The sequence below is a fragment of the Streptomyces cucumeris genome, from assembly GCF_024295805.1.
In the GTDB taxonomy this organism is placed as follows: Bacteria; Actinomycetota; Actinomycetes; order Streptomycetales; family Streptomycetaceae; genus Streptomyces; species Streptomyces cucumeris.
The window spans coordinates 21311-33779 of the sequence record NZ_JANCLX010000019.1; the positions used below are offsets into that span (position 1 = coordinate 21311).

Sequence of the window (12469 nt, forward strand, 5' to 3'; positions counted from 1 at the left end):
CGCACCCGTCCGTCGGGGCGGGGCCGGGGTTGGCCGGCTCAGCCCTGAGGGAGGGGGCGGTTGACGATGGCGTGCGCGGAGCGGCGGGTCATGCCGAGCATGCGCAGGACCTGCTCGGTGAGCTCGTCGCAGGCGGCCTCGTCCACGAGCTCGGGGTTGCCGAGCCAGAGGTTGATCAGAGCGTGCAGGGAGCCGGCGGTGGTGGCGACGGCGACGTAGGGGTTGTCGACGTGGAAGCGGCCGGCTTCGACGCCGCGCTTGATGTCCCGCAACGCCCGGGGGACCAGGCCTTTCTCCGACGTCAGATAGGACAGGCCGGTCTGCGCGAGAATCCGGGCCATCTGGGGGTGGGTCCAGATCAGCCGAGCGGTCTTGCGTACCGAGGTGGCGAAGACCTCGGCCGGGTCCTCGATGCCGGCGGTGACTTCGTCGAGAAGCTGGCCGTGCTCTTCGAGTACTTCGGCGATGGCGGCGTGGAACAGCTCCGACTTGCTGGTGAAGTGGTTGTAGAAGGAGCCGAAGCCGACGTCCGCGGCCTCCGTGAGGTCCTGGATGCTGACTTCCGCCATGCCGTGCTCGGCGAGGAAGGCGCGGGCCGCGTCGATGAGTGCCTGACGGGTGCGGGCCTTGCGCCGGTCGAGTCGGTTCATGGGCTGTTGAGCTGTCGGCATGACGGAGATCATAGCCAGTCACACTTCTGATGGCTATCTCAGTTCTGTGGCATGCCCATGCGTCGTGCAACAGAGCCATCCGGGAGCGTACGGCGGAAGACCGCGACCGGCGCGGCCGGGCAGTTCGGGCCATGCCCGAACCGCCCGGCCTGTCTCACTCCCCGGTGAGTTCGAAGCCCATCAGGTCCCGGCCCACCGACACCTTTCCTTCGTAGCCGCCCTCCCTGAGGTCCTGCTCGAACGCCGCCTCGTCCTCGGGTGTCGACGGTGCCGGGATCAGGTGGGTCAGGACGGTGTGTGGCACTCCGGCGCGCTTGGCCATCGCGCCGAGTGCCACCGTGTCGGCGTGGTAGTCGAAGATCTTCTCGAAGACGGAGCCGCGGATCGCCTCCTCGAGCGCGGTGATGCGGCACGCCTCATGGACCAGTACCTGGGCGCCACGGCACAAGTCCTCGACCTCCGCGCAGACCCGGGTGTCGCCGGAGACGACGACCGCGCCGTCCGGAGTGTCGATCCGGTAGGCGACCGCCTCCTTCACCGGCTCGTGGTGCACACCGACCGCGGACACCGTCACCGAGCCGTCCGCGCTGCGCCACACTTCCTGCGGCGTCGCCGGTACGCGGAACGATGTGATGGCCGCTGAGGGCGTCTCCGACTGGACATGGGCCATGCGGGCTTCGATGTCGCCGGTGTACGGGTCGAGCATCCGGTTCAGGAAGCTGATCGCCTCGCCGGCCGGGGCCAGCACCGGCAGCGGCCCGGCCGGGAAGACGGCGCTCTGCACCCAGCGCACCATGGTGAGGTCGGGCAGGTCCACCACGTGATCGCTGTGCACATGGGTGACGAAGACCGCGCTGAGTTCGTAGGGGCGCAGACCGGCTTCCGCCAGGCGCAGTGTGGTGGCCCGGCCCGTGTCGAACTGCAGGGCGATGTCGCCGTGGCGTACGAGCGTACCGGCGCCGGCACGGCCCGGCTCCGGATAGGGCACTCCGGTTCCGGTGAGGGTGACCGTGGTCGTCATGAGTGGGGTTCCTTGTCTTGCGCGGTGGCGACAGCAGGGGAGAGGGAAGCCGGAGAGGCGGCGCCGCGCCGTACGACGCGCCAGGACAGCACCGCGCAGACCAGGACGGCGGGCTTGCCCGTCGTGATCGACGCGATGCCGAGGGCGACCACTGCGTCGGCGGCGTAGAGCGGCAGCAACAGTGCGAGATGCAGGCACCACAGTCCGAGCCACAGCAGGGTCAGCTTGCGGTGCAGCCGCAGCCTGTCCCGATCGCGGTACCAAGTGGGTACCTCGCTCCCCGACCAGCGGGAGATCAGTCCGGTCAGGGGGCGGCCGGTGAGGAGGGAGCCGCCGAAGGCGACGGTCAACACGCCGTTCATCAGCAGGTCCGGGAGGAAGAAGTCCCGTCCTTCGCCTGTCTGGTAGGCGAACAGGGAGTGGATGAGCACGATGCCCAGTGACACGCCGATGAGCCGTATCTGACGGCCGTGCAGGAGACGCCAGCAGGCGATGACGAGGGCGACGGCGGTGGCGGCGGCCGCACCCGCGATCGTCCCCCGCAGGCCATGTCCGACGAGGAAGGCGGCGATCGGCGCACCGGCGTCGAATGTCTTGCGCAGCCCGTCTGCGGTGGCGAAGGTCATCGGTCGCGCAGGTCGGCGCGTACGGAATGGAGCGGGAAGGCCGAACCTTCGGTTTCGTCATGCCGGGAGCGGGTGGCGGACTGGTCCACGCGGCCGAGGTCGGTCCCGTGTGTGGCGACGCGGTGTGGGTTCGTCCGTGGGCATATCCGGGCACTGCCCGGGCTCGACGATGTGGCGGACGAGCCGCGCCGCCGGGAGGAGGCCCTGTGTATCGGCCCATGGGAGTGGCGCGATGGGGTCAGACCCTGAGGTACGTCGTCGACCGGTCGGGCTCGCGTCATTGCTCACTCCTGAGGTGATGTCGTCCTGTGGTCACGCGGGCGCTGAGCACTCGTAACCGTCTGCCTCACAGATGACGATAGCCTCAAGAGAATGATGTGTCATCTGTGCTGATGACTTCATCATTTTTGAGAGTTGCTCACTTTCCGGGAGCGGGCGGGTGGCAGATGGGGAGACAGGGGGGATCCAGTGGCGGCAGCCATCGCCGATCATTCGCAGGTCAGTGCGGGTTCTGCGATGGCGGCCGTACGCGATGTCGGCGGCCGCACCGTCGGGTGGGCGGACAGCTTGCACCGCCGGGCCCCCGGTGAGAGTGGCCGGAACAACGTCCTACGGATCGACGAGTCACCGGAGTCGCGAGTCTGGCAGTGCTCGGCCCCCGGGCTGCGAGATCGCGGAGCCTCCGGTTCAGGCGCCGGGAGGCCTGTAGTCGACCTGCTTCTTCGTCGCGGCATCGAGATCTTCGGGGCTGAGCAACGGAACAGCCTTGGAGTGCACAGCGCCGCTTGCCCGTGCCGCGATGGAGGTGGCGGCCATCGACACGTTGTCGGGCATGTCGACGACGACGTACAGATCGTGTTCTCCAAAGGCGAAGTACATCCACTCCAGCGTTCCCCCGCAGGACTGGAGCTCCCGCTTGATGGCCTCCCTGCGTCCCGTACCTCCATCGGCGAGCACCCCCTTGGTGCCCTCAACGCTGTAACTGGCCATCACCAGGTACTTCGGCATGTACATCTCCCACTCACTCATCGCAGCCGGCACCTTTTCCATACCGCGTGAGAGGGGTGTTGCTGCGAGCACCGTGAACCAATGCCCCAGGTGGCGTAGCTGGCCCGCCGACTGGCCCACGTGGGGCCCGGACCGCCGTCCGGGCCCCACGGCATTCACGCGCGACGGTGGTGCGGTCGAGACCGCCGCCTCCGGTACCTGTTTGAGCCTGAAGTCAGGGTGCAGGTGTTCCTGAGCCTGAGAGGGATACCACCAGGGCCGTGCCGGGGTGGCTCCTGCCTGCTCCACGGGGGAGTCCTGTCACCGAAGGCGGACGCAGGTGGCGGCACCTGATCAAGGTGTCCGGCCACCGCACGCTGCGGCAGCCGGGTGAGGAGGCAATGGTGGAGAGCGAATGGCAGGCTGGTGGGCCGGATCACCCAGTTATTGAGCACAGAAGGACACCCATTCCAGTGAGAAGTCCGCAGCAGAAAGGAGCGCGGCGCACATACGCGACGCGCGAAGGGTTCTGGCGATGGCTGATGACTGGCGCTCGGATCGGATCGGATCCGCCCTACGCGGTGAAAACCCCGCTGTGCTGCGGCGGTTGAACGCGGGACGGATTCTTGCATGCGCACGTATGGCCGCGATTCGATTGGGAACCGGCCGACTTGGTGGGCAGGCCGGTGTGGCTCCATCCCCGTACCAATTGGACCGACGAGCGGTTCGCCCTCGGCCCGCAGCACGACCCGCTGCGCGAAGCGATCAGGGATGAACTGGACCATCTGCTTTCGGTGGACTGACCGCGGGCACAGAACGCGGCGGCCGCATCCAGCACCCCATCGGCGATAGGCGGCGCTCCGGGGTGTTCGTAAACCACGAGTGAGGATCCATGATCATGGGCGATGTGACCTTCAGTGTGCAGTCGGTTCCCTACTACGCGCAGTGGGCTTCCGCCCCACTCGTGGAAGACATTGTGACCGGCAAGTTGAAGGCCGGCGAGGATCCGGCCTGGGCCGAGTACGGAGCTTCCACTCCTGAGGAGTATGAGTGGTGGTCCTGGCGGCTGTGCGGCGTCGCTTGCTTGCGTATGGCTCTCGAACACTTCGGGTATGTCGCCCCTGCGCCGATGGAGATCGCGGCGGAGTGCGTGGCGGCCGGAGCCTACGTCAAACAGGGCGATGGCCTGCGCGGGCTCATCTATGCTCCGTTCGCCGACTGGGTCGGTGACCGCTTCGGCCTGTTCGCCGAGGCTCGTCCGAACCTGCCTGCTGCGGAGATTCCCGCCGTGCTGGCTCGTGGCCGGCTCGCCATGTTGTCCGTGCACCCGTCCATTCGCCACCCCCACACCGAGCCTCCGCACACAGGTGGTCACTTGGTCCTTGCGGTCCGCGCTACCGAGGACAACCTGTTGATCCACAATCCGTCCGGATTCCCGAACACATCACAGCAGGATGCCCCGGTGCCCTGGGCGCGGCTGGACAGCTTCTACGCCGGCCGCGGCATCATCCTCGGCGCCGGGTGAGCCGGGCTCAAGACAGCTGGCGGTGCCATCACTCCCGACGGCTATGACTCGATGTCCAGCACGTCGTCGACGGGCCGCCGGGGAGTCTGTGTGCCGGGGCGGCCGTAGCCCAGCCGCAGCACCATCTGTACGTAACCCATGCCCGAGGTCGGGTCGCGCAGCGGCCAGCGCAGTTCGTGCCATTCGAGGGCCTGGGTGACGAACGAGGTCGCCAGTCCCTCGAGGGTGGCCAACAGCAGCACGCGCTCCAACGCCATGCCCGACCGCAGCCAGTCCTCGGGTCGGTCGCGCGAGGTGCTCAGCAGGGCCAGTTGGGGTGAGGTCTCGAAATCGGCGGTCTCGCGGCCGGGGATCGTCTTGCTGCCCGCGAAGTCCCGCACGGGGGCCCTGCCGGCCCGGCGGCGGGGTCCGAAGGCGTCCTCCGGGACCCCTTCGGTGGCTGGACGTGCGTCGTCCGCGCTGTGTGTGAAGCGGGCGAGGTCGATCGCGGAGTCGGCGTCGGTGAGGTTGCGCGTCTCGGCCTCGAGGATCAGCTCCAGCACCGACTGGAGGTGCCAGCCGGAGGGGAAGTCCAGTGAGACCCGCTCCTTTCGCGCGGCGTCGACGAGTGCCCGGCGCACTGGATCGGGTATCGCCTTCTCGGCGAAGGGGTGGCGGCTGGTGTGCCGGGTGTGCACCGCGGGGTACAGGCCCGCCGGGTCGTCGTCGTCCCCGAGCGGATCGGTGAGCGTCACCGAGGCGAGCACCATCGGGTCGGCGGGCTCGGGCAGCAACCGGGTCACCGCCTGCCACCCTTCGTGTGCGACCGCCACCCGCAGATTCATCAGGGCGGCACCGCAGCCGATGTGCAGGGCCCGGAACTCGGGGTCGCTGTGGGGCAGCGAGCCCCGGAGGTCGGCCATGAGGCGGAAGACACGGTGGCGCTGTGAGTACCGGAACCGCCAGGGCTGGGCGTTGTGCATCGACGGAGCGGCCGTGGCATCCCGCACCAGCTCCATGATCACCGTCTCGGAGAGCGCACCGGTGGCCGCGCGCTTCCCCATGGATCCGCTCCTCGCCCCGGGTTCCCGTTCGCGCGCGATGTGGTGGATGTGTGCGTCCGGACCGGGGAACACGAGGCTGATCTGCTCGGAGTCCGACCACCGCACGTCATAGGGAGGTGTCCCGTCGTCATGGTGGAGCCCGACGATCTCACCGTCTCGTCTGGCGGCACCTGTGGTGGGGCTTTCGACAATCAGTTGGTCGCCGACTTGCGCATGCATCGATCCCGCCTCCCTGCCTCTTCCAATCTGTCACCCCGGGTGGGTGATGTCCTGGGGCGTAGAGACCCCGTGCGTGGGCCACTCGGCCCCCTCGCGGGCCAAGTGGACCGGGGAGGGAGCCATAGGACTCATCCGGTCACCGGGATGAGCTGGCAGGCTCGGTGATGGAGGCTGCTGTGGGTCCGAGGGAGGAGCCGCCAGATGCACCACAGAACGGGCCAGATGCACCACAGAACGGTCGGAGAACTCATGACACGTCCGGTGGTCAAGGCCCCCCGGGACTTGCCGTTCAAGGAGCTCGTGGAGCTGCTCACGGAGCACGACGTCACGGCGGTGCCGGTTGTGGACCGGGCCGGCCACCCCGTCGGAGTGGTGTCCGAGGCCGATCTGCTGCGCAAGTCCGCCGGTGAGGCCGACCCGTCCGGCCGTCTGCCGGTCCCGCACCTGGAGGCGTGGGAACGCGCGAAGGCGCGGGGCGCCCGGGCGGAGGAGCTGATGTCTTCGCCCGTGGTGTGTGCGCGTCCGGAGTGGTCGGTCGTCGAAGCGGCACGAGTGATGTCGGACCGGTGTATCAAGCGGCTTCCCGTGGTGGACGAGACCGATGAGCTCCTCGGTATCGTCAGCCGCGGTGACCTCCTGCGGGTCTTCCTCCGCCGCGACGACGCGATCCAGGACGAGATCGAGCGGGATCTGCTGCGACGGACCCTGCGTCTGGCTCCCTCGGCCGTATCGGTCGAGGTGTGCCGGGGCGAGGTGACGCTGGACGGATCGGTGGAGGACAGGAGCTTGATCCCGGTCATCGTGCGGCTGTGCCGGAGCGTGGACGGGGTGGTCTCGGTCACCGAGCGCATCGCCTACGGGACCGATGACACCGGTGCGAGTGGCGCCGCGTAGCCACCGCCGGCGCGGAGCCGGGGGTGAGGCTGGTTCTGGACATACAGGATGGTTGTTCGGTTTCGGGGTACTCACGCTCCCGGGGACGTTCCACACGATGGGGCACTGCCATGGAACACGTCGTCACGGTGGGTCCGGACGGTTCGGCCGCGAGCATGGCCGCCGCCCGCTGCGCCGCTGACGAGGCCGGAAGACGCGATCCGGCCCTGCGGCTGACACACGTCCGGATCCTGCTCTCACCGTCCACGCCCGAGAGTCCGGCGGCGGAGGACCAGAACCACTGGGCGGAGCAGATCGTGCACGATGCGCACACCGAGCCGGCCCGGCTCCACCCCGACCCGGCCATGGTCGACGAGCTGGTTGCGGAGGCCCCCGGGAAGCCCCTGCTGGCCGCAGCCGCGAGTTCCCGCGAGGCGGTGCTCGGCTCGCGAGGCCCGGACCCCGTGGCGAGCCTCCGAACCGGCGCCGATGACGGAGATCCTCATGACACAACCCATCACCGCAGGTCTGGACGGATCGCCTGAGAGCCTGGCCGCCGTCGACTGGGCCGCGGAGGAAGCACTTCGGCGGGGCGCCCCGCTGCGGCTGGTCCACGCCTGGATGCTGCCGCCGCAGACCGCCCGTACCGCGCAGGCCCCGGAGGCCCGCAGGCTCTGGGCACAGGAACTGCTGGACTGGGCACAGCAGCAGGTGCGTGACCGGTACCCGAAAGTCGAGGTGGCCACCGAGCTCGTTGCCCGCACTCCCGTGGAAGCCCTGGTGGCCGAGAGCGCTTCCACAGGGCTTGTGGTGCTGGGAGCGCACCGCCGCGGCGCGGTCGGCGGCTTCCTGCTCGGGTCCGTGGGCCTGCGGGTGCTCACGCTCTCCCATCACCCCGTGGTCATGGTGCACAAGGACGCCACGGTGCAGACCGAGCCGGGCGAGGGCGACATCCTCGTCGGTATCCAGGACCCCCCGGGGTCGGCCGTACCGATCGAGTTCGCGTTCGCCACCGCGAAGGCACACGGCACCGGGGTGCGTGCGGTGCGGGCCTGTGCACCGCCGCCGGTCATCCCCCACAAGCCGCGGGCCGAGGGCCCGGCAGAGGAGACATCGCATGGGGAGGCGGCGGAGAGGAAGCGGCTGGTGGAGGCCGTCGCTCTGTGGCGTGAGAAATACCCCGACGTCCCCGTGACCGAGGAGGCCGAACGCGGCCACGCGGCGGAGGTGTTGCTGACAGCGGCCTCGCGGGCCGCGTTGGTCGTGGTCGGCCGGCCCGCCCACCGCCCCGTCGTGGGACCACGCATCGGCCACGTCGCCCACGCCCTCCTCCACCACGCCGACTGCCCGGTGGCCGTCGTCCCCTACGAATGAGGCCCGGCCGGGCGGCCTGGAAGGGAGGATCCCATGCAGGACAGCGCACCACCGGAGGACGGCGGGCCGGAACGGGTGCCCCGCGCCCGGTACGAGCGGGAACTCCGCCGCCTCCAGATCGAGCTGGTGAAACTCCAGGAGTGGGTGCGGGTCGAGCGCCGACGTCTCGTGGTGGTCTTCGAAGGGCGCGACGCGGCCGGGAAGGGCGGTGCGATCAAACGGGTCACCGCACGTCTCAACCCGCGCGTGGTGCGGACCGTCGCGCTACCGGTGCCGACCGACCGCGAGCGCACCCAGTGGTACTTCCAGCGCTATGTGGGTCAGCTTCCCGCGGCGGGGGAGATCGTGCTCTTCGACCGCAGTTGGTACAACCGGGCCGGTGTGGAGCGCGTGATGGGGTTCTGCACCGACGAGGAGTACCAGCGCTTCCTCCGCCAGTGCCCGGTCTTCGAGCGCATGCTGATCGAGGACGGGATCCTGCTGCGGAAGTACTGGTTCTCGGTGAGTGACGCCGTCCAGGACCAGCGGTTCCGACGACGGATCTCCGACCCCACACGGCGCTGGAAGATCTCCGGGATGGACCTGGAATCGATCACCCGCTGGGAGGCGTACTCGCAGGCCAAGGATGAGATGTTCGCGTACACCGACACGCCGGGCTCACCCTGGTACGTCGTCGACGCCGACGACAAACGCGCGGCCCGGATGAACATGATCGCTCATCTGCTGTCGACCGTGCCGTACCGCGAGGTCCGGCTTCCGGACCTGACCCTGCCTCCCCGTCCGGCACACACCGGCTACCAACGCCCTCCCAGGCATCTGCAGACCTACGTACCCGACCACACCGCCTCGCTCCTGTCCGCGGACCCCGCGGCCTCCGGGACGGACACAGGAGAGGAGGACCGCCGCCCGTGACCGCCGCCCGGACCGCCGGTGTCTCGGCCTTCACCGCTGAGGCGCCGGCCGGCTACCGGGTCGCGTCACACCCGCAGGGGCACGATGGCCACCGGGCACGCGGCGCGGTGCAGCACGGTGTGGCTGACCCGGCCGAGTTGGATCCCGGAGCGATCGCAACGGCGCAGAGCGCCGAGGACCAGCAGATCGGCTCGCTCCGACAGCTTCACCAGCACCCGGTGCGCGGGCCCCTCGATCACCTCGCGATGGCATACGGTCCCGGGGTGCCGACCCTCCGCCTCGTCCAGGGCCTCGCCGAGCACGGTCGCGGCCTGTTCCTCGTAGAGCAGACTCTTCGCCTCATGAGAGCGCAACGGTCCGCCGTGTGCCTGCGCCGGCCGGCACCAGGTGCGTACCGCGTGCAGCGCGGCGTCCCGCGCCCGGGCCTCACGGAAGGCGAAGCCGATGGCCTCCGACCCTTCGGTGACGTCACCGACGGCGAGAATCACGCGCCCGAACTCCCCGCGCAGATTGCCGTGCGCACCGCGTACCACGATCACGGGGGACGCGGCGCGTCCGGCGACGGCCAGGCTCACCGAGCCGAGCAGGGCGTCCGCGAGCTCACCCCTGCCACGGGAACCGGTGACCACGGCGAACGCCTCCCGGCTCTCCGCCAGCAGTGCTGTCACCGTGTCCTCGGCGAGTACTTCGGCGGACACCTTCACATCCGGGTTGCGTGCCGCCGCACGCTCGGCACAGGTGGTGGCGATGTTCTGCGCCACGATCGCCCCCGAGGAGCGGCCCGCATCGAAGGCGGGCAGAAGCCCTTCGTACTGCTCCCACCGAGACGCGTAGATCAGCCGCAGTGGCAACCCGTGTCGCGCGGCTTCGTCCACCGCCCAGTCCAAGGCCTGCAGACTGGCGTCCGACCCGTCAACCCCCACGACCAGCGGGAACGACATGGTGTCCACCGCCTCTCCGGTGGCCGGCATGTTCGCTGCGGGCCACTCTCCCTCACCAGCGTCGCATCCTCGCGGTGGCCGGCGGGATGGGCAGAGCGGGTTCGTTAGCAGGGCCGGTCGGACCCCCGTCCACGGCCGGGGGGTATCACCCGGCAGCCATGACGGAGCACCTTCGCCGAGCCGGTCCGTCCGGCCGTCCGGCTCAGCAGGCGAATCATGCTCCTTCGTGCCCGAGGGGCACCGAGCTCCCGGTCTGCTTCAGGCGAAGCAGGTGGCGAAGGTCGCGGTCAGGGCGTCCAGGGCCGTGGGGTAGGCGTGATCGGCGGGGCGGCCGTAGCCGATGATGATCCCCTGGCGGATCGGGGGAAGTTCACTTCGTTCCGACAGGTAGCCGAGGGCCAGTCCGTGGGACTGCGCGGCGGCTCGTACCTCGGCCTCGGTGGGGCCGTCGGCAGGTAGGAGAGCGAGGGCGTGCAAGCCGGCGGCGATGCCGGTCAGTGTTATCGGGAAGCCCATGAGGCGCCCGACGACCGGACCTCCTGAGGGGCCCGGACGGTGGCGCGGCGAGGGTGCCGCATACACGCCACTGAGGCGCCGGGCCTTCGGGCTGGGGCCGGCCGCGCCGCCGATCTCTGGCGGCGCGGGGCCGGTTGTGGGAAGTGGGTGTGTCCCGGCCGGTCCTAAGCGGCTGGGGCGAGGAATGCGTGGTGGCTGTGGGAACGATCAGTCACGGGCGTGCTCCCTGTGCTGTCGGCCGGCCCGTTCGTGGACGTCCGCGGTTATGCGCAGCCGTGGTTGCCGTGGATCGGGGCGTGCCCGTGGTGGCGGCACCGCTTGACGATGTGGGTGAGCCGTTCGGGGTTGTCGATGTTGGAGGAGTAGTTGGCATCGCCGGAGTAGGTCGCCGTGATGGTGTGGGCACCGATGGTCAGGTGTTTGAGGGTGCGGGTGGCGATGCCGCAGTTGCGTCGGGCGGGCTTCAGAACACCTGTACCGACGCGGTTTCCATCGACGGTGAAACGGACGGTGCCGGTCGGCCGGGGGAGACCTGGCTGGTTGGTGGCCGGGCAGACGAGGTCAGCCACATGGACCCGTTGTCCCTTCTTGGAGGGGTTCGGGTGGGACTTGAGGTGTGTGATGACGGGGGAGGGCGGGGAAGGCAGGGTGTAGGTGAGGGCGACGCGACCGTTTCCGGTGTTCGCACCGGTGGTGAAGGTGCTTCCGGCCGGTCCGGCGCTCGACCCGCCCCCACCGCCGCCGCCACCTGAGAACGTCACGTCGGTGGTGGCGCCACCGCCGCCACCGCCACCTCCGTACACGCCGCCGCCCCCACCGCCGCCGGCACTGATCGACGCGCCGCCGCCGGTTCCGCCGGTGCCGAGCGCACCGGGTTGGCCGTTGTCGCCGTTGAAGTGGACGCCGACGCCTCCGTTCCCGCTCGCGCCCGGGGTGGTCGGAGTCGCTCCGCCACCGCCCTGGCCACCGGTGGTGTCGACAGCGCCGGTGCCGGCGGTCCCGTTCGCCCCTGACTGGCCACCAGCACCGCCGGGACCACCGGGCAGCTCCTCGGTACCCCCTCCGCCGCCGCCACCGCCGGCCGTGATCAGCCGCGAGGGCAGGTCGAAGGCTCCGGAGCGGATGTCCGAGGCCCCTCCGGCGCCGCCACCGCTGCTGCTGTCCGAGGTCCCGCCACCGCCGCCGCCGTTGTAGCCTGCGGTGCCGGGCGTGGTCTCCACCGCGTCACCGCCCGCCCCGCCGACGTTGACCTGCAGTGTCTGACCGGGGGCGACGGTCAGGGTCCCGGTGACCTCGGCACCGGCGCCGCCGGTGCCTCCGGGATTGACATCGCTGGCTCCGGCGCCGCCGGAAGCTCCCCTGACGTCCGCGTGCAGTTGCGTCACTCCATTGGGGACGATGAACGTCTCGGCCGCACCGGTGTAAACGAAGGTGCACACCACCTGGTTGCCGGTCTGGGCGCAGCTCTGGGCGGCGGCGGGACCGGCCAGGAGCGGCACGAGGGCCAGGGACATTCCCGTCACGAGTGTTCCCGCCGTCATGGCGCGAAGGGACGGGAGGGCAGGACGCGTGGTGACAGTGCCATGTGAAGTGATCATGTGCAGTTCTCCTCATTGCTGCCGCACCCCTGGCTCTCGGCGTGCCTCCTGCAGGGGGGCGCCGCCTGGCGCCGGGATACAGCTCGACGGTGCGGGGCCCAAGCAGCCCCGCTGCTGCACATCGTCACCACCGGCTGAGAAGGCCGCCCCGACGCCGCGCCGT

13 protein-coding genes and 2 pseudogenes are annotated in these 12469 nt (G+C 69.8%); 6 read left to right on the forward strand and 9 right to left on the reverse strand.

Translation table 11 applies throughout. The features are described from left to right. Positions 1-38: 38 nt before the first annotated feature. The 4 genes from NMK44_RS25340 to NMK44_RS25355 all read right to left on the reverse strand — a co-directional run bounded on the left by NMK44_RS25340 (position 39) and on the right by NMK44_RS25355 (position 3347). Positions 39-671, reverse strand: a complete 633-nt coding sequence (locus NMK44_RS25340) for a TetR/AcrR family transcriptional regulator (RefSeq protein WP_254746997.1) — start codon at positions 669-671, stop codon at positions 39-41. Between the two features lie 154 nt (positions 672-825). Next, positions 826-1692, reverse strand: coding sequence for an MBL fold metallo-hydrolase (locus NMK44_RS25345; protein WP_254746999.1), 867 nt, complete (start codon positions 1690-1692; stop codon positions 826-828). Further along, a complete protein-coding gene (locus tag NMK44_RS25350; RefSeq protein WP_254747001.1) occupies positions 1689-2318 on the reverse strand; it encodes a DUF3159 domain-containing protein in 630 nt (209 codons plus the stop codon). The genes NMK44_RS25345 and NMK44_RS25350 overlap by 4 nt, the downstream gene beginning before the upstream one ends. 687 nt (positions 2319-3005) lie before the next feature. Further along, positions 3006-3347, reverse strand: a complete 342-nt coding sequence (locus NMK44_RS25355) for a GYD domain-containing protein (protein ID WP_254747002.1) — start codon at positions 3345-3347, stop codon at positions 3006-3008. 493 nt (positions 3348-3840) lie between these two features. Here NMK44_RS25355 and NMK44_RS25360 point away from each other — a divergent pair. Both NMK44_RS25360 and NMK44_RS25365 read left to right on the forward strand, forming a co-directional pair. Further along, positions 3841-4108, forward strand: a pseudogene (locus tag NMK44_RS25360) (hypothetical protein). Between the two features lie 95 nt (positions 4109-4203). Continuing rightward, positions 4204-4830, forward strand: a complete 627-nt coding sequence (locus tag NMK44_RS25365) for a cysteine peptidase family C39 domain-containing protein (protein WP_254747004.1) — start codon at positions 4204-4206, stop codon at positions 4828-4830. 41 nt (positions 4831-4871) lie between these two features. On the opposite strand, the gene NMK44_RS25370 is transcribed toward NMK44_RS25365, so the two are convergent. After that, on the reverse strand, positions 4872-5873 hold the full coding sequence (locus NMK44_RS25370; RefSeq protein ID WP_254747269.1) for an Acg family FMN-binding oxidoreductase: 1002 nt from the start codon (positions 5871-5873) through the stop codon (positions 4872-4874). Between the two features lie 57 nt (positions 5874-5930). Then, positions 5931-6092: pseudogene (locus tag NMK44_RS25375) on the reverse strand (DUF1918 domain-containing protein); the annotation flags it as partial. Between the two features lie 222 nt (positions 6093-6314). Here NMK44_RS25375 and NMK44_RS25380 point away from each other — a divergent pair. The 4 genes from NMK44_RS25380 (at position 6315) to ppk2 (ending at position 9251) form a co-directional block, all read left to right on the forward strand. Then, a complete protein-coding gene (locus NMK44_RS25380; RefSeq protein WP_254747271.1) occupies positions 6315-6986 on the forward strand; it encodes a CBS domain-containing protein in 672 nt (223 codons plus the stop codon). Between the two features lie 110 nt (positions 6987-7096). Continuing rightward, positions 7097-7510, forward strand: coding sequence for a universal stress protein (locus NMK44_RS25385; RefSeq protein ID WP_254747006.1), 414 nt, complete (start codon positions 7097-7099; stop codon positions 7508-7510). Next, the gene (locus NMK44_RS25390) at positions 7470-8339 is read left to right on the forward strand and encodes a universal stress protein (protein WP_254747008.1); all 870 of its coding nucleotides are present in this window, start codon (positions 7470-7472) and stop codon (positions 8337-8339) included. Before NMK44_RS25385 ends, NMK44_RS25390 begins: the two co-directional genes overlap by 41 nt. 33 nt (positions 8340-8372) lie before the next feature. Further along, complete coding sequence (gene ppk2, locus NMK44_RS25395) at positions 8373-9251, forward strand: polyphosphate kinase 2 (RefSeq protein ID WP_254747010.1); 879 nt, start codon at positions 8373-8375, stop codon at positions 9249-9251. 65 nt (positions 9252-9316) lie between these two features. Here the strand turns inward: ppk2 and NMK44_RS25400 are convergent, their stop codons facing one another. The 3 genes from NMK44_RS25400 to NMK44_RS42120 form a co-directional block, all read right to left on the reverse strand. Continuing rightward, positions 9317-10222: a universal stress protein gene (locus NMK44_RS25400; RefSeq protein WP_254747012.1), complete on the reverse strand. Its 906-nt coding sequence runs from the start codon at positions 10220-10222 to the stop codon at positions 9317-9319. A gap of 228 nt (positions 10223-10450) precedes the next feature. After that, complete coding sequence (locus tag NMK44_RS25405) at positions 10451-10708, reverse strand: hypothetical protein (protein WP_254747014.1); 258 nt, start codon at positions 10706-10708, stop codon at positions 10451-10453. A gap of 263 nt (positions 10709-10971) precedes the next feature. Beyond that, positions 10972-12222 (reverse strand): Ig-like domain-containing protein, encoded by a 1251-nt coding sequence (locus NMK44_RS42120; protein WP_302888623.1) that lies wholly within the window; start codon positions 12220-12222, stop codon positions 10972-10974. Between the last annotated feature and the right edge of the window lie 247 nt (positions 12223-12469).

What these genes read in the sequence shown, in the direction of transcription:
- NMK44_RS25345 (WP_254746999.1), bottom strand. Translation starts at nt 1,692, where the DNA reads ATGACGACCACGGTCACCCTCACCGGAACCGGAGTGCCCTATCCGGAG.
- NMK44_RS42120 (WP_302888623.1), bottom strand. Translation starts at nt 12,222, where the DNA reads ATGTCCCTGGCCCTCGTGCCGCTCCTGGCCGGTCCCGCCGCCGCCCAG.
- NMK44_RS25380 (WP_254747271.1), top strand. Translation starts at nt 6,315, where the DNA reads ATGCACCACAGAACGGTCGGAGAACTCATGACACGTCCGGTGGTCAAG.
- NMK44_RS25390 (WP_254747008.1), top strand. Translation starts at nt 7,470, where the DNA reads ATGACACAACCCATCACCGCAGGTCTGGACGGATCGCCTGAGAGCCTG.
- NMK44_RS25385 (WP_254747006.1), top strand. Translation starts at nt 7,097, where the DNA reads ATGGAACACGTCGTCACGGTGGGTCCGGACGGTTCGGCCGCGAGCATG.
- NMK44_RS25355 (WP_254747002.1), bottom strand. Translation starts at nt 3,347, where the DNA reads ATGAGTGAGTGGGAGATGTACATGCCGAAGTACCTGGTGATGGCCAGT.
- NMK44_RS25370 (WP_254747269.1), bottom strand. Translation starts at nt 5,873, where the DNA reads ATGGGGAAGCGCGCGGCCACCGGTGCGCTCTCCGAGACGGTGATCATG.
- NMK44_RS25400 (WP_254747012.1), bottom strand. Translation starts at nt 10,222, where the DNA reads ATGCCGGCCACCGGAGAGGCGGTGGACACCATGTCGTTCCCGCTGGTC.
- ppk2 (WP_254747010.1), top strand. Translation starts at nt 8,373, where the DNA reads ATGCAGGACAGCGCACCACCGGAGGACGGCGGGCCGGAACGGGTGCCC.
- NMK44_RS25405 (WP_254747014.1), bottom strand. Translation starts at nt 10,708, where the DNA reads ATGGGCTTCCCGATAACACTGACCGGCATCGCCGCCGGCTTGCACGCC.
- NMK44_RS25350 (WP_254747001.1), bottom strand. Translation starts at nt 2,318, where the DNA reads ATGACCTTCGCCACCGCAGACGGGCTGCGCAAGACATTCGACGCCGGT.
- NMK44_RS25365 (WP_254747004.1), top strand. Translation starts at nt 4,204, where the DNA reads ATGGGCGATGTGACCTTCAGTGTGCAGTCGGTTCCCTACTACGCGCAG.
- NMK44_RS25340 (WP_254746997.1), bottom strand. Translation starts at nt 671, where the DNA reads ATGCCGACAGCTCAACAGCCCATGAACCGACTCGACCGGCGCAAGGCC.